24 protein-coding genes and 2 pseudogenes are annotated in these 21,807 nt (G+C 69.9%); 12 read left to right on the top strand and 14 right to left on the bottom strand.

Annotation, left to right across the window (positions count from 1 at the left end; all coding sequences use genetic code 11):
- Positions 1–231 precede the first annotated feature (231 nt).
- Complete coding sequence (locus ACIA6C_RS15565; protein ID WP_399276013.1) at positions 232–1,032, bottom strand: maleylpyruvate isomerase family mycothiol-dependent enzyme; 801 nt, start codon at positions 1,030–1,032, stop codon at positions 232–234.
- A gap of 659 nt (positions 1,033–1,691) precedes the next feature.
- Between ACIA6C_RS15565 and ACIA6C_RS15570 the strand changes: the two genes are divergently transcribed.
- On the top strand, positions 1,692–2,192 hold the full coding sequence (locus tag ACIA6C_RS15570) for a GNAT family N-acetyltransferase (protein WP_399276015.1): 501 nt from the start codon (positions 1,692–1,694) through the stop codon (positions 2,190–2,192).
- 430 nt (positions 2,193–2,622) lie between these two features.
- Here the strand turns inward: ACIA6C_RS15570 and ACIA6C_RS15575 are convergent, their stop codons facing one another.
- Complete coding sequence (locus ACIA6C_RS15575) at positions 2,623–2,850, bottom strand: hypothetical protein (RefSeq protein ID WP_399276017.1); 228 nt, start codon at positions 2,848–2,850, stop codon at positions 2,623–2,625.
- A gap of 510 nt (positions 2,851–3,360) precedes the next feature.
- On the opposite strand from ACIA6C_RS15575, the gene ACIA6C_RS15580 reads away from it, so the two are divergent.
- From ACIA6C_RS15580 to ACIA6C_RS15600, 5 genes and pseudogenes are all read left to right on the top strand, one after another.
- Positions 3,361–4,233 carry a hypothetical protein gene (locus ACIA6C_RS15580; RefSeq protein ID WP_399276019.1) on the top strand — a complete coding sequence of 291 codons (873 nt, stop codon included), beginning with the start codon at positions 3,361–3,363 and terminating at the stop codon, positions 4,231–4,233.
- Positions 4,234–4,437: 204 nt separating this feature from the next.
- Positions 4,438–5,006: pseudogene (locus ACIA6C_RS15585) on the top strand (GNAT family N-acetyltransferase).
- Positions 5,007–5,022: 16 nt separating this feature from the next.
- Positions 5,023–5,301, top strand: a complete 279-nt coding sequence (locus ACIA6C_RS15590) for a patatin-like phospholipase family protein (RefSeq protein WP_399276021.1) — start codon at positions 5,023–5,025, stop codon at positions 5,299–5,301.
- Between the two features lie 266 nt (positions 5,302–5,567).
- Positions 5,568–5,729: a hydrophobic protein gene (locus ACIA6C_RS15595; protein WP_361127435.1), complete on the top strand. Its 162-nt coding sequence runs from the start codon at positions 5,568–5,570 to the stop codon at positions 5,727–5,729.
- A 276-nt stretch (positions 5,730–6,005) separates the two neighbouring features.
- On the top strand, positions 6,006–6,359 hold the full coding sequence (locus ACIA6C_RS15600; RefSeq protein WP_399276023.1) for a PRC-barrel domain-containing protein: 354 nt from the start codon (positions 6,006–6,008) through the stop codon (positions 6,357–6,359).
- A 428-nt stretch (positions 6,360–6,787) separates the two neighbouring features.
- Here the strand turns inward: ACIA6C_RS15600 and ACIA6C_RS15605 are convergent, their stop codons facing one another.
- Together ACIA6C_RS15605 and ACIA6C_RS15610 are read right to left on the bottom strand one after the other, a co-directional pair.
- Positions 6,788–7,075 (bottom strand): chaplin, encoded by a 288-nt coding sequence (locus ACIA6C_RS15605; RefSeq protein WP_399276025.1) that lies wholly within the window; start codon positions 7,073–7,075, stop codon positions 6,788–6,790.
- Between the two features lie 294 nt (positions 7,076–7,369).
- Entirely contained in the window at positions 7,370–7,909 is a 540-nt protein-coding gene (locus tag ACIA6C_RS15610; protein ID WP_399276027.1) for a DUF1203 domain-containing protein, read from the bottom strand.
- A gap of 289 nt (positions 7,910–8,198) precedes the next feature.
- Between ACIA6C_RS15610 and ACIA6C_RS15615 the strand changes: the two genes are divergently transcribed.
- Positions 8,199–8,762, top strand: a complete 564-nt coding sequence (locus tag ACIA6C_RS15615) for a dihydrofolate reductase family protein (protein ID WP_399276029.1) — start codon at positions 8,199–8,201, stop codon at positions 8,760–8,762.
- Between the two features lie 589 nt (positions 8,763–9,351).
- Here ACIA6C_RS15615 and ACIA6C_RS15620 read toward each other — a convergent pair.
- Positions 9,352–10,350, bottom strand: coding sequence for an L-threonylcarbamoyladenylate synthase (locus tag ACIA6C_RS15620; RefSeq protein WP_399276031.1), 999 nt, complete (start codon positions 10,348–10,350; stop codon positions 9,352–9,354).
- A 250-nt stretch (positions 10,351–10,600) separates the two neighbouring features.
- Between ACIA6C_RS15620 and ACIA6C_RS15625 the strand changes: the two are divergent.
- Positions 10,601–10,861 (top strand): annotated as a pseudogene (locus tag ACIA6C_RS15625) (low temperature requirement protein A); the annotation flags it as partial.
- 37 nt (positions 10,862–10,898) lie between these two features.
- Positions 10,899–11,327 carry a collagenase gene (locus ACIA6C_RS15630; RefSeq protein ID WP_399276033.1) on the top strand — a complete coding sequence of 143 codons (429 nt, stop codon included), beginning with the start codon at positions 10,899–10,901 and terminating at the stop codon, positions 11,325–11,327.
- Between the two features lie 192 nt (positions 11,328–11,519).
- On the opposite strand, the gene ACIA6C_RS15635 is transcribed toward ACIA6C_RS15630, so the two are convergent.
- On the bottom strand, positions 11,520–11,975 hold the full coding sequence (locus ACIA6C_RS15635; protein WP_399276035.1) for a hypothetical protein: 456 nt from the start codon (positions 11,973–11,975) through the stop codon (positions 11,520–11,522).
- A gap of 291 nt (positions 11,976–12,266) precedes the next feature.
- Here ACIA6C_RS15635 and ACIA6C_RS15640 point away from each other — a divergent pair, with 291 nt between their 5' ends.
- Complete coding sequence (locus tag ACIA6C_RS15640) at positions 12,267–12,962, top strand: hypothetical protein (RefSeq protein ID WP_399276037.1); 696 nt, start codon at positions 12,267–12,269, stop codon at positions 12,960–12,962.
- A gap of 202 nt (positions 12,963–13,164) precedes the next feature.
- Positions 13,165–13,365 (top strand): hypothetical protein, encoded by a 201-nt coding sequence (locus tag ACIA6C_RS15645; protein WP_399276039.1) that lies wholly within the window; start codon positions 13,165–13,167, stop codon positions 13,363–13,365.
- 6 nt (positions 13,366–13,371) lie between these two features.
- Here the strand turns inward: ACIA6C_RS15645 and ACIA6C_RS15650 are convergent, their stop codons facing one another.
- A complete protein-coding gene (locus ACIA6C_RS15650) occupies positions 13,372–13,686 on the bottom strand; it encodes a hypothetical protein (protein ID WP_399276041.1) in 315 nt (104 codons plus the stop codon).
- 571 nt (positions 13,687–14,257) lie between these two features.
- Here ACIA6C_RS15650 and pip point away from each other — a divergent pair.
- Positions 14,258–15,223, top strand: a complete 966-nt coding sequence (pip, locus tag ACIA6C_RS15655; RefSeq protein ID WP_399276043.1) for a prolyl aminopeptidase — start codon at positions 14,258–14,260, stop codon at positions 15,221–15,223.
- A 407-nt stretch (positions 15,224–15,630) separates the two neighbouring features.
- Here the strand turns inward: pip and ACIA6C_RS15660 are convergent, their stop codons facing one another.
- From ACIA6C_RS15660 to ACIA6C_RS15690, 7 genes are all read right to left on the bottom strand, one after another.
- Positions 15,631–16,473 (bottom strand): hypothetical protein, encoded by an 843-nt coding sequence (locus ACIA6C_RS15660; RefSeq protein WP_399276045.1) that lies wholly within the window; start codon positions 16,471–16,473, stop codon positions 15,631–15,633.
- Between the two features lie 242 nt (positions 16,474–16,715).
- Positions 16,716–16,970: a hypothetical protein gene (locus ACIA6C_RS15665; RefSeq protein ID WP_361127473.1), complete on the bottom strand. Its 255-nt coding sequence runs from the start codon at positions 16,968–16,970 to the stop codon at positions 16,716–16,718.
- Between the two features lie 544 nt (positions 16,971–17,514).
- The gene (locus tag ACIA6C_RS15670; protein WP_399276047.1) at positions 17,515–18,789 is read right to left on the bottom strand and encodes an MFS transporter; all 1,275 of its coding nucleotides are present in this window, start codon (positions 18,787–18,789) and stop codon (positions 17,515–17,517) included.
- A 50-nt stretch (positions 18,790–18,839) separates the two neighbouring features.
- A complete protein-coding gene (locus ACIA6C_RS15675; protein ID WP_399276049.1) occupies positions 18,840–19,436 on the bottom strand; it encodes a phytanoyl-CoA dioxygenase family protein in 597 nt (198 codons plus the stop codon).
- Between the two features lie 44 nt (positions 19,437–19,480).
- The gene (locus ACIA6C_RS15680; protein ID WP_399276051.1) at positions 19,481–20,257 is read right to left on the bottom strand and encodes a 4'-phosphopantetheinyl transferase family protein; all 777 of its coding nucleotides are present in this window, start codon (positions 20,255–20,257) and stop codon (positions 19,481–19,483) included.
- 35 nt (positions 20,258–20,292) lie between these two features.
- On the bottom strand, positions 20,293–21,273 hold the full coding sequence (locus tag ACIA6C_RS15685) for a TauD/TfdA family dioxygenase (protein WP_399276053.1): 981 nt from the start codon (positions 21,271–21,273) through the stop codon (positions 20,293–20,295).
- 42 nt (positions 21,274–21,315) lie between these two features.
- Entirely contained in the window at positions 21,316–21,477 is a 162-nt protein-coding gene (locus tag ACIA6C_RS15690; RefSeq protein WP_399276055.1) for a hypothetical protein, read from the bottom strand.
- Between the last annotated feature and the right edge of the window lie 330 nt (positions 21,478–21,807).

Here is a 21,807-nt window from a genome sequence, read left to right on the forward strand (position 1 = left end):
TCACGTCGGAAGTGAGCTTCACCGGACCTACCTGCCGGTGCCCGGGCAGCTTGACCCTGAGCTTCCACGGTGGCGGTGGCGGTGACGGTGGCGATGGCGATGGCGAACCGGTGGGCCAGGGAACTCTTCACGGAGGCGGCGCCGTCGCCTGGGAGCGCGCCAGGTTGCGGGACAACCTCGAAGAGCCCTGTCCTACCGGCTCGAGGGCCGGCCAACCGCCCCTGCTACGTACTACTTCTCCTCCGGCTCCCAGGCACGGAGCAAGTCGAGCAGCCCGGCATCTCCGTCAACCTGCAAGGACTCGGCCGGGATACGGTCGTACAAGTAGAGGACCAACTCGCTGGCCGTGCCGTGGACGGAGGCGCCGGCCGCGTCCGAGTCCCCGCTGGTCGCGGCAGTGGGCTCGGGGATACGAGCGGAGCGTGCGCCGTCGCCGTCGACCGTGAGGCGCCAGGAGCGGCCCTCGGTCGTGTGGAAGTCGAAGGCCGTAGCCTTGTGCGGCCAGGCACTCGGCGTTGCGCAGACGGTGAACAGGAACTCCTCCACACCGTCGAGTGCCAGCTCGACCGGCAGCGGCTGCGGGGCGCCCCCGGTGAGCTGGGTGTCGTAGGTGTGCACCGCGGTCTCCTGTGCCCGGTGCCGGGCGACACCGCCGGAGGTTTGCGGTGACTGCGACGCAGGCCACCACGTCCAGCAACCGCTTTCCGGTCCTGCCTCGCGCAGGGCGCTCAGCAGAAGCTGCGTCGACGCCGCCAGCCAGGCCAGCAGGGCCTCACGCTCCTGCGGCACTTCCAGAGCGGCGCGCGCGGCGGTGGCCTCGGCCGGGGGAGCGTCGGCAGGCCCCGCGCCGACGATGGCGGCCCAGAAACGGTCTCCCCCACCAAGGTGCGTCACCAGATCGAACAGGGTCCACTCGGGGCAGGTCGGCACCTGCGCGTCCAGACTGGGCGCTGCGGCGACCGCGGCGCGGAAGGCGGTCGACCGTTCGTCGATCAGTCGCAGCAGGTCAGGGAACTCAAGATTCTTTTCCACGCCGGATGTGTATCACTGTGCTCCGGTGGTCGGACAGCGGTTTTACCAGTCCCCGGCCGCTGGCCATTGCAGACGTCCTGGCCTCCCACCGCTCGGGTGACAAGCTGCGCACTGCTGCGAGGACGCTGGTGGTGGCGGTACGCGAGGCGTCGTGCCCGTGGGCGCTCTGGCCTCGCCGCGCGGCCGGGCACCTTGGTGACATGACGTCCACCCGGTGCGCGGGTCATGCTGCCGTTCGATGTGATGGACGCGGAGGTCACGACGGCGGGGGAGGGCATCTGCGGTGACGCTGTTCGTAGCCGCCCAGTCTGCTGGGCGCCCGCGCCGGGGCGAGGCAGGGGCGGCCTTCCACGGCCCGGCCGGCCGGGAGAACGTGGGGCCGCCGATATGGCGACGGCGGCTTGGTCTCTATGGACTGGTGCGAGGAGCAACGCGACGCGGCATGTCGGCGGCGGGGCTGCTGCCAGGCCCTCGCCCGCAGCCGCGCTGTGGCGGCTGCGCACGGGTGACCGGCAGCTGGCGGGGTCGCCTCCCAGGTGCCGTCGACTGACCATAGGCGAAACCGTTCGTAGACGGCTTCCACGGCCCCGAGGGCGTGAATCGAAAGTGGATCAAGGGGCCCCGTAGGGTCCTGACATGGGGCATGTGATGCTGGCGGAATGACTGATCAACGTGAGGTTGTCTTCGTCCGCTGGCCAGCTCAGGGCCCTTCTGATCAGGGTGGGTTGGCCGCGCTGCTGGCGGACTACCATCTTCAGACGCAGGCCGAGAAGGGCGAGGCCGTCGCTGATGCGGACCGGTTGCCGGACCGCTACCGCGCAGAGGTCCTGGACCCGCGAGCCGCGTTCTCCGACGATGTCGTGCTGGTGGCGTTGAGTGAAGACACCGTCGTCGGCTGCCTGGTGGTGACCGCTCCCGTCGGCGGGCGGTGCGAGGTGAAGAGGCTCTGGACGGCTCCGGCATTCCGGGGCCAGGGCATCGCGTCCGGCCTGGTCAGCGCCGCGCTTGCGCATGCCGCGGATGGCGGCGCAAGCACGGTGCGTCTGTCGGTGTGGAGGTGGCGGGCAGGCGCAATCGCCCTGTACGAGCGGCTCGGATTCACCGTTACCGAGTCGTGGGACGACCGAGACCAGCTGGTCTGCATGGAACGAGCCGTGTGAGTGGTCACGGCCGTTCATTGACGGCCGGCAGTGAGGACGGTCGCCTCGTATCGGACAGCGGTACGGATGGTGCCGCGGATACTGCGTCTGGTCAGGTGGGCGCGGTTCTCGCGCGAGGCGTACGCCTTGTCGGCGCGGACCCGATCGGGGTGCACACACGGCCTGCCTGGCCCCACTGCGGGACCCGGATGCGGTCCAGGGCGCCCTCGAACTGCGGGGAATCGCCGCTCTGTCCGGCTGTGAGCCGCGGCCGCGTGGTTGATCCGGCTCAGGTCATGAAACCCCTGCCGTCTTGCCGACCAACACCGGCCAGCGTCGGAGCCGGGGCGCGAGCCGGGCCGGCCGTCAGCGTGGGTCACGCGGCGGGCAGCCAGCGGGCTTCGACCGCTACGACACGGAAACGGCAGTCGCGGGCTGAAAAGCCCACCGGTCAGGCGCCCTTCCGGCGCTGAGGCGTCTTCCTCGTCTTCACCCCGCCGATGACGAGTGCCAGCCCCACGGCGACGATGCCGAGGTAGGCGGTGGGTGGAAGGTCGACGACCTTGGGTATCCAGCCCCACTTCGTGCCGAAGAGGGTCTGCGAAGCGAAAGTGACGAGCCCCTGGGCTCCTACGACGTAGCCGATGCTTTCGAGGGTGTATCCGATGGTTGTTCGCACGGATCAACGATCTCGCGGAGGTGCCGCAAGATCGTCCTCCTCAGGGCCGAAAACGGAGTAGGCCAAGGGATGTACTGGCGTGTGGAGAACACTGGCACAGCACCCCGCCGCGGCCGTCACACATTCGTACGCCGAGCGCATGGGCCAGTCGACCTCTCAGACCAACGTGCCGTGGTTGTGCTCGGCCGGTGGGCCGCACCACGACGAGTCGTAAACGGTCGACGGTGCCCTCCATGTGCGCCTCGGCACGCAGCCGGCGGAGCCGCTCCTCCTCGGCAGGATGCGGTCGGACGCCGTCGTGTCCTCCCACGACTCCGCCGCCACCCGCCACCCGCCGCAGCGCCCGGAGCACGGCAGTGCGGGTGGTCGCTGTGCGCGCCCTGGCTGCGGCAACGATCTGAGCGTCACCTGGTCCAGCTACACCAGTTAGGTCGCTGGTGACCCACGGCAATAGCTTGATCACGTTGAGCGCGGCACAGTATGCCGCGCTTTCACGCGGATCGGGGACTCATGAGCTTTCAGCAGTTCCTGCCCCGGGCCGTAGCCCGGATCGCCGGGTGTACCACCGCGCTGGGGCTGGCGTTGTCCGTGGCGGCACCGACCCCCGCCGTAGCCGACCCGACGCCCGCCCCGCGGCTGACGGGCGTCAAGGTCGTCAAGAACACGGACACCGTCAGCGACTTCCAGCAGGTATCCGTGGCCTGCCCCACAGGGTCCGTCGCCATCAGCGGTGGTGCCGAGACGGCGTCCCCCGGCGACGTGAACGACCGCATCGGCCTGGTCGGGAGTTTTCCGGAGGTCGAGGTGAACCAGCCTCGGCGCGAGGGTGGATCGCCAACGCCCGCCCGGGACTGGGCCGGGGAGCCCATCACCGTGACGGTGTGGGCGGTCTGCGCCCTCGCCCCCCGCGGCTACGAGGTGGTGACGGCCCCGCACGCCGACGTTCAGAGCAACCAGCCCTCCACGATCTCCTGCCCGGTGGGCAAGACCATCCTGGGAGGCGGGGTAGAGATCCAGGGGGAGTACACCCCCCTCACCAAGAGCCATCCGTCAGCCTTCACCTCGTCCGGGCCGACGCAGTGGACGGTCGAAGGCCGTAACAACCAGTGGAGCAACGTCGGCGTCGCCCGCTACGCGACGTGCGCCGACCCCATCGCCGACAACCAGTGGACGACCTACAAGGTCAGCAAGAACCAGCCCTCGGGCGGATACCTGACCTGGCTGAACGGGCGACGGGTCACCAGCGGTGGCGCCGCCGCGAACGCCCAGGAGTCGGCGCTCAGGGCGTCCCGGCCCGGTCTGACCGGTGAAGGAGCCGACCGCGACGGCTCGTGGTCCAAGCCGGCAGCTTCTACGAGCCGATCGACGTGGACCTCTACGTGATGCGTGATGTGCAGCACCCGGTAGCAGCCGGGACAGGCCATGTTGCGCGGCTAGGAGGTGGGTCAGTAAACGACTCCTGTAATGGCGCGCCGGGTTGTGGAGTGGGACTCTCGGGCACTGCCGTGGAAAAGGCGTGGCTGCCCGTCAGTCTCGATGCGAAAATCAGTCCGCATCTCGATCCACATCCGCGTCCCGGAGGTCCGCATGGACGTCGCCTCGCTGCTGCCGGTGACCACGCCTCGGTTGTCGCTGCGTCTGTTCACTCCCGGCGACGCCGACGAGCTGTACGCCTACCAGAGCCTGCCGAGCGTGGCGCGCTACTTGTACCGGCCGGCGCACACGCGGGAGCGCAGCGAGCAGGTCGCGGCCGAGCGCGCGGCGCACTCGGTTTGGTGCGCCGATGGAGACAAGCTGGCGCTTGCCGTGTGCCGACGCGATGAGCCCGGCCTCCTTGGCGAGGTGACACTCACCTTGGTCGATGCCCGCGCCGCCCAGGCCGAGATCGGTTGGACTCTCGACCCACGTCACAGGGTCACGGCTACGCGACCGAGGCGGCCGCGGCGCTGGCCGGGTTCGCCTTCGACAGGCTGGGCGTTCACCGGCTCTACGCACGGCTGGATGTGGAGAACACCGGGTCTGTGCGGGTCTGTGAGCGTCTCGGGATGCGTCGTGAGGCGCACCTGGTCGAGAACGACCTCGACGGGGATCGCTGGGGCAGCGAGTACATCTACGCGGCCCTGGCTGTGGACATTGGCGGTCCATCAGGCAGTTGAGCCGGTCGCCTCCGCCGTGGCGGCAAGCACGGCCTTCCCGGGCACCTACCCACCGATCACCATCAATGGCCGTCGATACATGGACGGCTCACTGCGGTCGGCAATCAACGCCGCAATCGCGCCCGGAGCGCGCACGCTCGCCGTGATCGACCACCTCACAGCCTGGGACCGGTCTACCAGGCGGGCCTCCGCCAAGCCGCCGAGGCCGCAGAGCAACTCCGCCTCGCCTGGACGACCCCGCCTGGACGACGGCTCGGGATACGGACGGAGCGCCGCCCGGCCCCGGCCCTGCTGACAGCAGATTCAAGATCACGACCTACCACCGGAGTGTTCGCCTGCGCCGCGCCGCGGGATTCGCTCCGTCAACCGGACCCCGTACCGGCCGCCATCGGGATCGTGATCCGGGCGGCGCATTTGAAGGGCCGGGGCCGCCCGTCTACGGCCGGGCAGACGAGCACATTCGACATTCACGGCTGCCCATCCGGGCCGATAAGAAACAGGTAGGTCTTCGCGCATGACCGGGAACCGCAGGGGCATTCGGTTCCTTGGAGGTTGATAACTATGGTTCCCCTGCTTCTCGTTCTTCTACTCGCTCTCATCCTGTTCGGTGCTGGTTTCGCGGTGAAGATCCTCTGGTGGGTCGCGATCGCGGTGCTGGTGATCTGGCTGCTCGGGTTCATCGCCCGCCCGAAGGGCAGTAGCGGCCGTTGGTACCGTTGGTAGACAGGCTTCTGGTCTGCGGTGATGTGGTGTGGGGTCCGCCTTCTTGAGAGGGCGGACCCCACACCCGTTTTCGGTTGTCGGGAGCATCGGGAACCGACACCTCCAAATCCCGCCAACCGCCCCAGCCCGCCCACCAGGCATCGCAGGACTTTTCCCCTACCGGGTGTGGAGGAAAAATTCGGGGGCAAACGAACTTCCAGCGAGGTTGCCCGCCCCCGAAATTTCACGGGTGAAAGGGCGGCCACCGAGTTTCCGGCTTCATGGAGGGGTTTTCGTATGTCTGAGAGCGTGTGGGGTTACCGCGAGACGTCCGGCCGTCTGGCCGGTGCGGATCTGACGGGCTACAAGGTCGAGGCGACGGACGGCTCCATCGGCAAGGTTGACAAACACTCCGACGAGGTCGGCTCCGCGTACATCGTGGTCGACACCGGTCCGTGGATCTTCGGCAAGGAAGTCCTCCTTCCCGCCGGCACGGTCGAGCGGGTGGATGCGGACGGTCAGAAGATCTACGTCGACCGGACGAAGGAGCAGATCAAGAACGCTCCGGAGTTCGACAGGGACAAGCACCTCGGCAACGCGGAGTACCACCGCCAGGTCGGCGGCTATTACGAGGGGCCGCACCACGTCTGACGCATCACCAGCAAGCTCGGCACGGGGCGGGGGTCGACAGCCGAAAGGATGTCGACCCCCGCCCCGTGCCATGCGCCGACCTCGCGCGCGGTAGCACTGGCCATCGCGCGGCCGGACCCGGTTGCTGCCGCCCCACTCGATCGCCCAGCGTTGGCGCGCTTCCCGTGGGAGCCTGCCTCGGAGTACTCCCGGGCCGCCTCAGAACCGGTGCTCGCCGGTAGCGGTATGGAGGGTTGGCGCGCCGACGAACACGGAAAGGTGTGCGCGGTGAACGCAGGTCACCCGTGTGCCCGCAGTGGATCTCCTGCCAGGATCGGCCTCCCCCTGGAAGGTGGAAGGAGAGGCCGATCCGTACCTGGCTGTCCGCGCGGCTGGTGCAGGTGAACCTATTGGGGGCTGCAAACGTGCCGGCCCCCTACCTGGTTTTGTCAGTACCCGCCGTGCCCCTGCCCCTTGTAGTGGCCGCCCTCGTGTCCGCTGGCGTTGATGCAGGTGTTGCCGAAGGCGGGGTTGAGGATGCCGACGACGTTGATGCTGTTGCCGCAGACGTTGACGGGGATGTGGATGGGGACCTGGACGACGTTGCCGGACAGGACGCCGGGGGAGCCGATGGCGGCGCCTTCGGCGGTGGCGTCGGCGGTGGCCATGCCGGCCCCGCCTGCCAGGACGGCGCCGGCGGCGACGGTGAGGGCTACGGCCTTGGCGATACGGAACATCACAATCTCCTTGAACTCATGAGGTGCGGGGAATACAGCACGGACGACGCAGCCCATAACCGCCCGAACAGCCCGACCGTCACGGCCGCTGGGCCGACCCGGTGACCTGACATCCGTATGGCCGACGAACGGCCGCCCTGCCCGTGGTCTCATCGCCAGCGGCGACCACAAGCCCACCGACCTGCCTCCGCTCGCCGGTACCCAGGTAGGCGCCGGCCGCGAGTACGGACGTCCCCGCAGCCGACAGGTCCGACTCCCGCCAGGCGTGAGAACCGGTAGTTCCTCGATGAGCGATCATTCGGCGTGGTACGGCTGCTGCTGCTCCTCGGCGGAGGGTCGTCGTACCTCGAAGTGGAAGCACCCGTATTCCACAGCCCTGACGTGCACGAGCACGACGTCCGGGTCGGTGAACGCATCGTGGAAGGCTGCATCGAAGCCGGCGGTGGTGTCGGACGGGATCTCCAGCAGGCGACCGCCTGCGATACGGCCCCGGGCGTCGTAGCGGCGCACGGTACGCAGAGCGCCCGGTCGGGCGAGGGGGTAGGTCTCGCCGGGAGTGAACCCGCCGCAGTCATCGGCGTGGATGAAGACGGGCCCCTGTTCGTCGTACGCGCCCGGTTCCGCACCTCCCGCGGCGGCCCAGCGGCGCAGCGGTGCGTACGAGACCAGGGCGATCCGCTCGCCGGGCGTGATGGGGCGCAGGCAGCAGCGCAGAGGGGAGCCCGTGTCGACGCTGGTCGCGTTGTACGGGGCGCAGGGACGGCCTGCGTCGTCGGCAACCCGAAGTTCCTTGAGGACGGCTGTGTCAACGGGGAGCACCGTGTACTTGGTCATGTGCCCATGCTCAGTCGGCGCGCAGGCACGCGCTGGCAGAAAACCGACGTCGCGTTCAGTGCGCGCCCACGTGGAACATCTGCTGCCGGACCGGGAGCCGTCGAGCGTGGCCGCGTGGCTGCGTGGCGGGCCCGGTGGCTTGGGAGAGGTGGTCTGCCGGGACCGTGCACTGTTCGTCGCCGAAGGAGCAACCGCCGGTGTACCACAAGCCGTGCAGGTCGCGGACCGATGAGTTTCCCGCGCCGTGCCGGTCTGTACGCGTGAGACCGATTTACGGAAGGCTGGCGTCATGCGGAAACTGATCTACGGCATGAACCTGACTTTGGACGGCTACATCGCCGCGCCCGGCGACGACATCGGCTGGAGCGTGCCGAGCGACGAGCTGTTCCAGTTCTGGTCCGACCAGTTGCAGGCGACCGACCTGACGCTGTACGGCCGCAAGCTGTGGCAGACGATGAGCTCCTACTGGCCGACCGGCGACCAGCAGCCAGGCGCCAGCCCGGCGGAGATCGAGTTCGCGCGGCGCTGGCGGGACGTGTCGAAGGTGGTGTTCTCCTCGACGATCGACAAGGTCGGCTGGAACACCCGCCTGGTCACCGGCGACGCGGTCGCCGAGATCACCCGGCTCAAGACCGAGGACGGCGGGCCGATGGACATCGGCGGCGCGACGCTCGCCGGAGCGGCCATGCGGGCCGGGCTGATTGACGAGTACGTGCTCGCCACCGCGCCGGTCCTGGTGGGCGGCGGCACGCCCTTCTTCACCGCGCTCGACAGCTGGGTGAACCTGAACCTGGTGGAGACGCGGAAGCTTCCCTGCGGGGTGGTCCTGACCAGGTACGAGACGAGGCGGTGAGCGCCCGTCACGCGACTCGATGTCAGCCGGCACGGACGGGCGGAGGAGGCTGGAACCGCGCCGTCCGAAACGGTGAGAACACCGACCAGCGAGGTTCGATCCAGGAAGCCGCGCAAGCGGCGGGTGGAGTTGGCAGCGTCGAGAGGCCGTCCCGTGGGCGTGGTGTTGCCGCAGGGCCGCCTCCCGCACGCCTCTCCTCGGCTTGTATCCGGACATCGAGGCGCGAGGGGGTAAATCATCTTGGTGCCGTAGCTGTATGTATGCGCGACGAACGCCAGTCTACGACCTCAACCGCGCGGCCGAGCTCCGCCACGGCCGCACTTCACCGTCGCCTGGCAGACCCCGAAGCCATGCAGACTGAGCGAGCACATGAGGCGGTATGAGCCGCGCGTCATGGCCTGCCCGACGTGCGGACGGCGCCGCAACCCGCGGCGTTGACCGGCGCAAGCGTGCGCTCCTGCGGCTTCGAAACCGCCCGTGTACGAGGCCGGTGGCGCCGGCGCGGAGGATCGTCAGGCCACGGGCCCTGGTGCTTGCCTCCGCCGCAGACGCGACGGAGGCGAGGGACACCGCAGGCACGGAGCCGTCATCACTCCCGGGGGACGTCGCCGGTGGAGGCGGGCCGCGGTCCGGCGGCGCGGCGGAGCCGGTTGGCGATCGCGAGTCCCAGCCCTTCCTCCACCGGCAGGGACGCGATGATGAGGTCGCACCCTTGTTCGTCGAGTTCGCGCAGGAACCGGTACAGTCCGCGCGCGTAGGCGGCCATCGAATCCGGGAGTGCCACTACCGCGTGCGCCTTCACCACAGCGCCGGCGAGGGAGGCGGGGAGGAAGAGGCCGACCTGATGTCCCGACTCCTGTGCGAGCTCCGCTTCGACGATGACCTTCTCGGGCTCGACGAGGACGACCCGCGCCCGCGGCGCGTAGTGTGACGGGTGCTGGCCCGGGACCCGGACAGGGCTTGCCGCAGGGACCGCGAGCGGATACCCCAGTACCGCTTCGAGGTCCTCGCGCGTCACCCCGCCGGGCCGAAGGACGCTCGGGATCTCACCGGTGACATCGACGATGGTCGACTCGACACCGACCTCGCAGGGCCCGCCGTCCAGCACGAAGTCGACGGCATCGCCGAGCTCCGCACTCACGTGGTCCGCCGTGGTGGGGCTGACCGAGCCGAAGCGGTTGGCGGAAGGGGCCGTGACACCGCCGCCGAAGGCCGACAGCAGCGCGAGCGCGACGGGGTGATCGGGCACGCGCACGGCCACCGTCTCCAGGCCACCGGTCGCTTCGAGGGGCACCCTGCGGCCGCGCCGCAGGACCAGCGTCAGCGGCCCTGGCCAGAAATGTTCGGCCAACAGGCGCGCGGTCGCGGGCACGTCCTCGACCCAGTCGCCCAACTGCTCCGCACCGCCGATGTGGACGATCAGCGGGTGGGAGGGCGGCCGCCCCTTGACCTGGAAGATCCGTCCGACCGCGCCGGGATCCTCGGCGTCGGCGCCCAGGCCGTAGACGGTTTCCGTCGGGAAGGCCACCAGGCCTCCCCCGCGCAGCACACCGGCTGCCATTTCAATGTCACTGGTTCTTGCCGTCACCCTCGTAATCCTCTCACCGATCCGCCCTCCACTTTCCGTGGTCCCGTCGGCGCATGACAACGAACCAAGGCAGACGGCACCGCGAATCACTGCCGGTGTCGGTAGCTCGCAGCGTGCGCGCGGTCCTGGCCTGAATGCGGTAATTCACCCCATACTCACCCTCATGTCTCCTCCGTCCCCCGCCCCAGCCGAGCCCGCCCCGGGTGCCACCGGACCGGCCAAGGTCGAACGGCACGCCACCTGACTGGAGCTGTTCTTCGACCTGATCGCCTTGGTGGGTGTCACCCAGCCGGCGAGCCTGCTGCGCGGCGCCCCCGGGCGCGGGGAGGCCCTCCTGTACGGCTTGCTGTACCTGGCCTTCTGGACGACCGCCTGGATGTGCTTCGTGACCCACGGGAAGGTGGCCGCCGAGAAGGTGCACACCCGTACGGTCCTCATCGGCATGTTCGGGCTCGCGGTCATGGCGGCAGCCGTGCCGGGGGTCCGTTCGGAGCACGCGGGCGCTTTCGCGCTCGCCTACGTCTCGTCAGGCTGCTGGCCGCACGCGTGTGGCAGGGCGCGGCGAGATCCTGGCGGACTGCCCGGCGGCCCGGGCCGTGGGGGTGGCGCCGTGGGTCGTCTCGACCCACGTCGACCCGCGCCACCTGGACGTGTGGTGGGGCGAGGGCATCGCGGAGTACATCTCCTCACTCCTACCGCGGCGTCACCTCGCCAGCGCAGTCGCCGAGGCGGGCAAGCACACGTACACCCTGCGGACGCTGTTCGACACCACCTACGCCAACAGCGACGTCAGCCGTACCTACGACTGGGGCTACCTTGCCGCCCGCTACATGGTCGAGAAGCATCCGGCCGACGTCAGCACCGTCCTCGGCTACTACCGCGCAGGAGACTGGACCGCCGCCCGTTCCTTCCTCACCTCGCTGGACTATGAGAGCGATTGGAACGCCTGGCTGACAGCCGTGGCAGCGGGCGCCTGACCCGTATGCCTGTTACGGCCGGACTGCCCCGCACCAGCATCAACAGCCCGTGAAAGAACGAAGGTCCCGTTCGATCTTTCGATCGGACGGGACCTCGTCACCATGCGTGAGCCAAACCGTCACATGTCGGCCCCCACCCGCAGGGGCGGGTCGCCGGGCCGACGGTGACAGGCCCGCCGGGTGGCTGGGGCGTCAGCAGGTGAGGGTGACCTCGTGGACGACCGGCCGGGGCGTCCAGGGGTAGGAGGCCACGCCGAACGTGCCGCGGACCGTCGTGCCGCAGGGGACGGTGCTCGCGGGGCCGCGCACTTCGAGTGTCGTGGCGGTGAAGAGGACCGGCTTGTCCTGGGTCAGGGGCGGCGCACCGGCGCCCACGACCTCGACGGACAGCGTGGTGGACAGCTCCTTCGTGGCCGGCGCCGGGCTGCCGGGAGAGGGCGGCCCGGCGAGACTGACCTTGCCGTAGAACTGCACCGTGTTACCGGTGACCTCCGCGCACAGCCGGGTGAGCAGGCCTGCCTGGAGACCCGAGTTCCCGCAGGTGGTCACGGTCTGGTCGGCGGCGGCCGCAGGGGTCGCGGAGGCCGGTCCGACGGCCACAACGGTCAGGCCGGCAACGCAGGTCGCGAGAAGGGCTAAGCGGTTCATGGGGACGTGCTCTCCTTGTGTCTTCGTTCGGTGCGTGACGGGTCATCAACGCACCTTGTGTGATGTGATATTTCACATCACACAAGAATACGAGCTTACCGCGCCCTGAACTCCTTCCGTCCCGGGGGCGAACAGCTCTCCGGTCCATGTCCACGGCCCGGCTGAGTCGGGATGGAGGCCGGCCGCCTGGCTCCCGGTACCGGGATCACCGCCGGGAAACGGCGAAGCAGCCAGGCAAGGGCGAGATGCTGCGGGCTGACGCCGCGTCCGGCCGCGACACGGTGGAACGCGGTGCCCGCCGAAGTCAGCGAGCTGGAGCTGCCGGCCTGCGGCTGTATTGCCGGCGGCCCCTATGGCCAGCGGTGTTCAGCGGCCCGGATCAGTCGCGGGTGGCGCGGTTCCCCTCCGCAAGAAGCCGGCGCCGCAAACGGTGGGGGAGGAGTCGCCGGTGAGCGTGAAGACCTCGGCATGGTGGACGAGCTGTCGGTCACCACCGCGGCCACGACGTCGTCGGAGAAACTCTTTCCCCGGCGCAGTGGGCACGGAGCCCAATTCGTGAGCGAGGGCGCTGATTTGGAAGAACATGTTCGCCGGCCGTTCCAGCTCGCCCACGTTTCCCCGTGCCGTGCGGGGGTGAGCGGTGATGCCGGCCTCGACCGCACAGGACGGGGATGCCTGGAGTGTGCGGTCCTGCCGCAATGGTGGGCCACGGCCCTTGGGCGGGCACAATGTTCATGGAGATGTTCGTACGGATCACTACCGGTACCGGGGATTGTCCTCGACGATGCCTACGTGATTGACCGCATCAGTGCTCTGATCTCGGCCGGCGGCTTGCTTGTCAGCATGCTGCTGCTCGGCGTTGCTGTCCGCGAGTACAGGTCCGGGGCCTCGGCTCTGTGGCTGGCGGCCGGAGCTGCGCTCGTCCTCCTTTCCTTGCACACGCTCGTACGGGATCTGCGACGACTGCGCACCGGGCGGACGGGCTGACACGAAACAGGGCCCCCACCGCTCATCGCCCCTGACGAAGCCGAGCGCAGCGAATACGCGCCGCACAGCCCGGCCGAGACGTAAGCACCCGGCCGGGCTGTGACGAGACCGCGCTTCGACCGGACCCAGTGGATACCGAGGGCGGCCCGGCCCGGGAGCTCGCGCGCCGTACGGGGGGAGTGCTTGGCGACGGGTGTGGGCCGTGGACAGCCGTACTCCGAGCCGTACCGACCTGGCGCTCGTGCACCAGCTGAGGCCGGTTCTGCGCGCGCGGTCAGCCGTCGTCGCCGGCCGGCTGCTCCGCGCCAGGAACCCGGGCCTGCCGCTCATCGAACGGGAGGCCCGGGTGGACCGGCCCGACGTCAGCCGGGCGCGTCGTGCGACGCGGTGGTGCGGGGCGTGAGCCGCCTCAGTTGCCGATGCCGGAGCTGCCGAGACCGGAGTTTCCGATGCCGTGGCTGCCGATGCCCGTGTTGCCAAGGCCCGCGTTGCCCAGACCCTCGTTCGCGATGCCCGCGTTGCCGGCGCCGTCGTTGGCGATGCCCGCGTTGCCGGCGCCGTCGTTGAGGACGCCCGAGTTCCCGACGCCCGAGTTCCCGACGCCTGAGCTGCCTACGGAGCGGTCCGGCCCCATGCCGTCCGCGCTGGCCGCCCCGGCGCCGCAGACAGCCAGCACCGTCGCGGCGCCCAGAGCGGTCGCCAGGCGGAGAAGAGTTGTACGCATCGCCACATACCTCCTATTTAGGACATCTTCGCTTGATATCCCTAGCACACGGACAGGTCCAATCCGGGGAGGAGTGCCCCGAAGTTGCCGTGTCGGCCAGCGGTCTCGTCCGGCGGTGTGCCTCGCCGCTGCTCCCCTGTGACCGGAGCCGGCCTCCGGAGATACCAGACCATCAGCCCGAGCTCCCGGCGATCGCGGCCACACCGGCGCGACCGGTGTCCGTGGGAGCCGTCTGCCGGAATGCCTCCGGAGGGCGGCCCGGTGCCCGTTCGTGGAACTCGCTCGGTTCCTCCATCGGGATGCCCTTGGCCTGGCGGCCGGTCCTGACGTGCCGGCCTGACGGTGCCGGCCTGGAGCAGCTCTTCGTCGCCCCGCGTCAGTCCTTGGAGAATTTCTTCTGGACGATCCTGGGGGCCCCGAGGGTGATGGCGACCGACCCAGATGATCAGGGCTTCGGGCTGCTGGACGAGCCGCTCGCAGTCGCGGACGTGGCGGCGGGGGTTGCAATCGCGAGTCTCAGCCGTTGAATGGCCTCTCGGAGTTGTTCTTCGTGCCTGTAGGAGGAGACCTCATGGCCCAGCCGTTTCCGCCCTTCGAACCGTACGCGCACGGCCTCCTCGATGTCGGTGACGGAAACCAGATCTACTGGGAGACCAGCGGGAACCCCGAAGGGAAGGCGGCCCTGTGCGTACATGGCGGCCCCGGCAGTGGAGGGCGCCGCGGCAGTCGCACGATGTTCGATCCCGACGTCTTCCGGATCGTCCTGTTCGATCAGCGTGGCTGCGGTGAAAGCCGGCCCCACGCCTCCGACCCGTCCGTCAGTCTCGATCACAACACCACCGACCACCTCATCGCCGATATGGAGCGGCTGCGAGAGTACTTGGGCGTCGAGCGCTGGCTCCTCTACGGCGGCTCCTGGGGCTCAACACTGATCCTCGCCTACGCTGAGCGCTATCCCGAGCGGGTCTCCGAAATCATCATCGTCGGCGTCACCATGACCCGGCCCGAGGAGACCGACTGGCTCTACCACGGTGTCGGACGCCTGCTACCCGGCCCTTGGGAGGCATTCCGCGACGCACTCCCGGAGGTGGACCGAAGCGGCAACCTCGTGACCGCCTACAACCAGCTGCTGAACAGCCCTGACGAGGCGGTCAGGACGAAGGCGGCGCGGGACTGGTGTGCCTGGGAAGACGCTGTCATCGCCCACGAGGTACTCGGCCACCCGGGCGCCTACAGCGAAAAGACTGACGACGCAATGATGGCGTTCGTTCGGATCTGCGCGCACTACTTCTCGAACGATGCCTGGCTCGAAGAGGGGCAACTCCTCCGTGACGCACACCGGTTGGCCGGTATACCTGCGGTGCTGATCCACGGCCGCCTCGACCTCAGTAGCCCATTGAAGACCGCGTGGGAGTTGTCCAAGGCGTGGCCGGACGCGGAGCTGACATTGATCGACGACTCCGGACACACAGGCAGTCCCGCGATGCAGGACGCGATCCTGGAGGCGATCGCGCGGTTCGGCAAGAGCGGACGGTGATCGGCACCTGGGCCGTGTCCTCCTGGCCTCACAGGAGAGCAGTGTGATCCGCCGCGGCAGGATCGAACAGAGGCTCACGGACGCCGGGCTCCTCGCAGTTCGCGACGAACAGGGCGGCCAGCGGTTCCTGCGCCCGGGACAGCAGTTGCCAGGCCACAGCAACCCGTTCGTCGCCTGAGGCCCTGATCTGCGGCGCAGGAGGGAGGGGACACCGCTGGGCAGCTGCCACCGGTCGCGCTCTTCCTGCCGTCCGTCCTGGCACCGGGAGTTGCTGCCGATCGGGGGGAGGGAACTGCCTGTGCGGGGGGTTCCTGGACACGCTCACCGGACATTGTCGCCTCCATGTGGCGAGGCGTACGGCGCATCACTGCGATCGCGTTGAATCCCGGGCCCGGCTCAGCCCGGTGTCAGTACGCGCCGAAGGACCAGAAGACTCCGACCTCGTGGCCGGACACGGCGATGAGGCCCAGCTCTTCAAGGAGGCCGAGGCCGTTGAGGTATTCGCCGGTGATGAACCGGTGGACTTTGGTGCCTTTGAGGCCGGCCCGGACGAAGTCCCGGGCGGGGTCCGAGGCCGCGTCGTGTGCGTTCGTCCAGAAGCGGGCGTTCGGCCCGTAGCGGTCCAGCAAGAACCGTGCGTCGGCCAGCAGGGCGTCGCGCTCAGGCCGGTTCCGTACGGGCCGGTTGTCGCCCCACTCCTCCGCCATGACGGCGAGCGCGGTGACCGCCGCCGCCGGCTCCAGCTCGTGAAGACGGTCGCGGAATCCGGCGACGGGCGGAGGCTCGAAGGGGTATGCCGGTACGGCGCAGCGGGCATTGTTGGTGCGGTCGCCGTCGATCCGCAGCCAGCCGCGCGGGTCCGGGACTTCCCGGTGTATCAGGGCGAGTGCGTCTTCGGCCCAGTCCTCGTGCCGGCGGGGACCGGTGGCGAGGAAGGTGAACGGGTTCTCCAGCAGGCGCAGGGCCGCCGCGTTCCAGGGGCTGCGGCGCCGCCGCAATTCCATGATCGTGCTACCGACGCTCCGGGCGAACACGTCGGCCGGCGAGCGCGGGATGCCCGCCAGCTGCCCGTACCCCCATCGCAGGAGTTCCGCGGCCGCGCCGTCCGCGGCGGTCTCGGCCGGCTCGCGCGGTGCCTCGGGAACGACTGCCTCGTTCCCGCGCTGGAGTTCGATGGCGGCACGCCATACGTCTTCCAGGTGGATGTCGAGGCGGTCGAGGGCGGTCTGATCGTCGTCTGCCGTGCTCATAGGCCGACCCTAGGCCGCCTTTCCTAATCTTGTATGACCCGCGCTGCCCGGCACCCTGCCTCACTGTGCCGTCGAGGTACCTGAGCATTGAGTGGGAGCTGCGCCTGTTTGAGCGGTGCGCGGGCTCGGTGGCTCACAGAAGGGGGGGAGGGCTGGAGTGTGCGAGCGTCTTAGATCTGCGGCCGTTTAGTACCCACGTCCCTCCCGACCCTTCCCCACGGGCGGCTCGCCGCGCGCCGGAGTCAAGGCAGGTCGGCGGGCGGCGGCCCGGGCTCCGGCTCGTACTCGTGCGGCCCGTCGCCCTGCCAGACGATCAACGGCGAATCGCCGAGGACCAGCTCGTCCGGATCCGGTACCTCGATCAGCCGCAGGAACTCGATCACGTCCGCGTCGGAGTATGCGATGCCGAGGATCGTGTCGGTACCGCGCACGTGGAAGCTGACCCGCCGGCCGCCCGACGGGGAGATCCGGTGCACGACGATCGGTGCGCGGTCCATAGGTCCAGCCTGCACGGGGCGGGTCGGTCCAGCACGCCGAGCGCCGCGTTCGGGGGATCAGTACAGGCAGGGCTCCGGACGATCCACGCTGAGCGCCCGAAGCGCCGCATCCAGGGTCAGCGGCTGCCGCCTGCAGTCCTTCCCGCCTATCGAGCATCCGCCCCCATGCAACCGCACGGCGCTGGCCGACGTCGGTCTCCGGCTCCCACTTCAGCCGCAGTGCCGGCGGCAGCGGCGCCGTCACCTCCGCTTGCCGGGTCTCCGCGGTGATCGTGCTCCGGACCCGGGCGAAGCTCATGGCGGGCACGTCTCCAGGGCGCGGAGGGGGGCTGGTCAGGCCGGGCGGTCCATGCCGAACTCTCGCCCGTCGATGCGGCTCGCACTGATGGTGCGCAGGCTCTCAGCCCATTGCGCGACGATCGGCACCTTTGCCCGGGCGGCCCGAGGATCGCCCCGGGGACGTCGTCGTCTTGGGGTCCCGGCTCAGCGGGCGATGCCCGCAGCCGGTTCCGCGCCGGCCGTCTCGCCGCCCAGCGCAATCTGCTCAACTGATGGCGGGCGCCGCCCGCTCCCCACCGGCCGCGCGCCGGGTCAGCTCGGCCTGTGCCAGCGCCGACTCGATCTTGCGGTTGGTGGTCATGGTGAGGCTGACCAGCGTGCTGGCGACGAGGAAGCCCGCGCCGATGAGGTACGGGGCGCGCAGGCCGGCCACGGTAGCGAGCCAGCCGCCGAGCAGCGCCCCGATCGGGGCCGCTCCCAGCGCCATCAGGCGGCCCGCGGCGGTGACCCGCCCCATGAGTTCGTCCGGCACGACGGACTGGCGGACGGATGCCGCCAGCACGATCGTGCAGCCGAGCGCCGCGGCCCGCAGGGCCATCGCCGCGGCTACCACCACCGGGCTGTCGGTGAGGCCGATGCCCGCCTGGGCGACGGTCAGCACGGCGGCCGTAAGGATCAGCCCCCCTCCGATGCCGAGCCGGTCGCTCAGCCGCGTCGTGAGCATGCTGCCCAGGACACCCCCGACGGCCTCGGTCGAAATCAGCAGGCCGTAGCCGGTCGGACCGAGGTGCAGCTCGTCCTGTGCGAGGAGCACGAAGACGGCGCTGCCTGCGCTGAAGGCGAGGTTGCCGAGCGCCGGCCGCAGCGACAGGCCGAGCAGCAGCGGGTCACGGAGGAGGTACGCAGCACCGGCCCGCGCGTCCTTCAGCAGCGAGCCCTTGGCTGCGGCGGGCTTGGGCGGGCTCGCGGGCAGGGACCGTATCAGCAGGGAGCTGACGACGAACGAGACCGCGTCCGTCACCAGTGGAACGGCGCGCCCCAGGGTGAACAGGGCGGCCCCCGCCGACGGGCCGACGAATCGGTCCGAGGCCTCCACGGTCGCCCGCAGCCGCGCGTTGGCTCGCTTGAGTAGTGCGGGGTCGCGCTCCAGCAGCTCCGGCAGGTACGAGGCGGCGGCGGTGTCGAAGAGGATCTGCCCGATCCCGAGCAGGAACGCGAGCCCGATGAGCAGGGGGATGCCGATCCAGCCCGCCGCGATCGCGCCGACGGCCGCGAACAGCAGCGCGGCGCGCGCCACATCGGTGATCCACATCGTGCGGCGGCGGTCCCAGCGGTCCACCAGCGCGCCGCCGATCAGACCGAAGAACAGCCAGGGCAGCAGCGCCGCCGCGGTGACGACGGAGAGCAGTACCGGATTGCGGGTCAGACTCGCGGCCAGCAGAGGCAGCGCGGCCAGATAGACGCCGTCTCCGAACGAGGACGCCCCGGACGCCGCCCAGACCTTGTGGAACGCCTTGGGCATGGGAGTCTTGACGGTCAAGCTGTTCTCCGTTTCACAGGGGTGTCGTTGCGGTGCGTTCGCGCGCTCCGCTACGCCGCCGGGAGCAAGTCTCCGCGGCCTTCCCCACGACCGTCTTCCACGACCAGCCGCTCGTCGTGGAGGGCGGTGATCGGCGTGGTGTCCCGGCCGACGAGGAAGGCCGGCCGGGTGGGGTTGGCGGGGGTGTTGGCGACCGCGTTGTAGGTGATCAGCAGGAGGGCTCGCCGGTCGGCGGAGCGGTTGTTCGACGAGGAGTGCACGATGCTCGGGTGGAAGGCGTGCAGTGAGCCCGCCGCGCCCAGGATCGTCGACGTGCCGTTCTGGGCGATCAGCCGGTCCGCCCGGTCGGCGCCGACCGTGTAGGCGAGGTCGTTGGACACGTGCCGGCGCCAGTCCGAGGCGGAGTCCGCCGACTTGTCGGGCAGGTCGAACAGGCCCATGGTGTGCGAACCGGGGATCACGACCAGCGGGCCGTTCTCCTCGTGCACCACCTCGGGCCGGCGCCGGGCGCTGATGTCCGCCACCCGCCGGCGCAGCAGCTCGACCGATTCGCCGCCGAACCGGTAGGGCAGCCCGCAGATGCCGTCCTTGTCGCAGGCCGACTTCGGTTCCGGAGAGGTCCGGCCTGTAACGGCAGGCGTAGTCATGTGGGGTACTCCTCCTTCTGTCCTCCGTTACAGGCTGGTCTCTGTTACAGGCCGGCCGCGGGAAGGCGGCCGAAGGCCCGGACGGAGCCCGTGCCGTCCCGGCAGCGAAGGGCGCAGGCGGCGGCCGGGGCGCCGGGCACCGGCACGTCGAGGACACTCCATCCGTACGGACGGCCCGCGCTGCTCCGTTCCCCCAGGTAGTCCAGACACAGGTCGCGCCCGAGCCCGGTCCCCAAACCCTTCAGGTACGCCTCCTTGCGGGTCCACACGCGGGTGAACAGCGCGGCCCTGTCCTGCGGCTCCTCGCCCAGGAGGTCGTACTGCTCGACGGGGTGGAGCTGGGGGATCAGCTCGGCGACCGTGGCGGGCCCCGGCGGCGCCTCCACGTCCACGCCCACTGGTGAGGAGGCCACGCCCAGCAGGGCGAGCCCGGCCCGGTGGGAGAGCGAGAAGTGCACTCCCGCCGAGCGGTCCGCCGGAGCGGGGCGCCCGTGCGGGCCGCGGCACAGCGGACACGGCTCGTTGCGCAGCCGTACCTCGTGTGGCGGCCGCCCGAGGTACGCCCCCAGGATGCGCCGGAGCATGATGTGCGCTCCGAGGTAGCGGAAGCGCGCCAGGGGGTGGAGCAGCGCATTCGCACGACGGTGTTCCTCCGCGTCGAGGACGCGCCGCGCGGTCGGATCCGGCTCGGAGGCCGGGAGGTTCAGCAACCACAGGTCCACGAGTCCCGGGCCCGGGACGTCGGCCGAGACCGGCCAGGGCGTCTCGTACGCCTCTGGGACAGCGGACGCTGAGGGGTGGAGTCGAGTGGGTGTGGCCATGGTGTTTCCGCCGTCTCGAAGGTCGGGTCGGTCGCTCAGAGCAGGACGGATCCGCCGCCGGCGCGGTGGGCCGTGGTGCGTCGGTGGTCCAAGTGGACGAAGGTGCGGTGCAGCCAGCGGTCCTGGCCGTCGTAGTGGGGACGGAACGACGTCCGGCCGTGGACGGCGACCCGGTTGTCGACGAAGGCGAGCTCGCCCGGCTGGAGGACGAGCATCGCGGCCACGTCGAGGAAGGCCGCCCGCAGGGAATGCAGGGCCTGCTCCGCCTCCTCGTCGAGCGGATGCGTCGCGTGGAAGTCCACCCGGACGTTCGGGTCCTGGGGGTCACCCTCCAGTACCGGATGCCGGGGAGTTTCGCCGGACCGGAAGGACGGCGGGGGCTCGGTGGCGAACCGCGGGGCGGCCAGCACCTCACGGACCTCCTCCGGGAGCAGGGCCAGCGCCCGGCGAATGGAGGAGACGAAGGTGCCCGCCGTGTTCGTGTGGTCGTTGCGCAGGCAGAAGAGGCCCACGTAGTCCGGGCGGTGAGGGTGGAAGGCATTCTCCACGTGCAGTTCCAGCAGGGTGGAGCCCGCGTTGCTCTGGGACTCCTCCCGGCCGGGGATCGGCACGACGTTCTGTACGAGTGCGCCCGACTTCTCGGCGCGGTACGCGACGACTTCGCCCAGGCTCAGGCTGATCATGCTGATCACCGATGCCGCGACGGTGGCCGTGCGCTCGACCGACTCGGGCACGGTGGGCGTGTCCGGCAGCTCGTCCGCCACGAGGGGCAGGTTCCGAAGGATGAGAAGACCGCCCGCACCGGGGTCGTGCCGGTACTGACGGATCTCCTCCCGGATGCGCAGCGGCAGCCGGTTCGAGAGACGGCGGGCGGTGTCCGTCCAGGCGCGCTCGTCGATCAGCTGCGGCGGCTGCGCGGCCAGGAGCGCGGCGAGCCGGCCGACCTCGTCGCGTTCGGATTCCGTCAGTGTCAGGCCGACGGTGGCCGCGACCGGCGCCGGGAGTGCGGTGGTCATTTCTGGGTTCCTCTCGTGATGTCTCGTGCGGTTGGGCCCGGGTCAGCCGAGGTATTCCTCGGCGCCGCCGGCGCGGACCATGTCGAGGGTGAAGCAGTGGAAGCCGCCGCCGAAGAGCCTGCGGTGGCGGTGGAGGACCGGGACGACCGCGAACTTGTGGTCTTCCAACGTGCGGATGAGCGTCCTGCACGCGTCGTTGACCATGACGGTCGACTCGTCGACCGACCGAGCGGAGCTACCTGGTGAAGCCGGTCGTCGCGGCAGGCGCGCGGGAACGCCCTGGGCGCGGGGTCGAACCGGCTTCGTCGTGTGACATCGTCATTGCCTCCGAGGACGCGACGTTCGACCTGCACGAGGCCAGGCCCGGCCCCCTGGCGGGGTGGCGGGCTGTGCCGACGGCTGCCGTGGAAGACGGCGATGAGGCAACCCGCTACGCGTGGAGGAGCGGCGGACGGACAGCGAGGACGCGGTCGAGGGGCCGGTCGGCCTTCGCCGAGGAGCGCCCGCCCAGGTGACAGGCCCGCTGCCGCCGCC

This window comes from Streptomyces sp. NPDC051578 (assembly GCF_044454045.1).
Classification (GTDB): domain Bacteria; phylum Actinomycetota; class Actinomycetes; order Streptomycetales; family Streptomycetaceae; genus Streptomyces.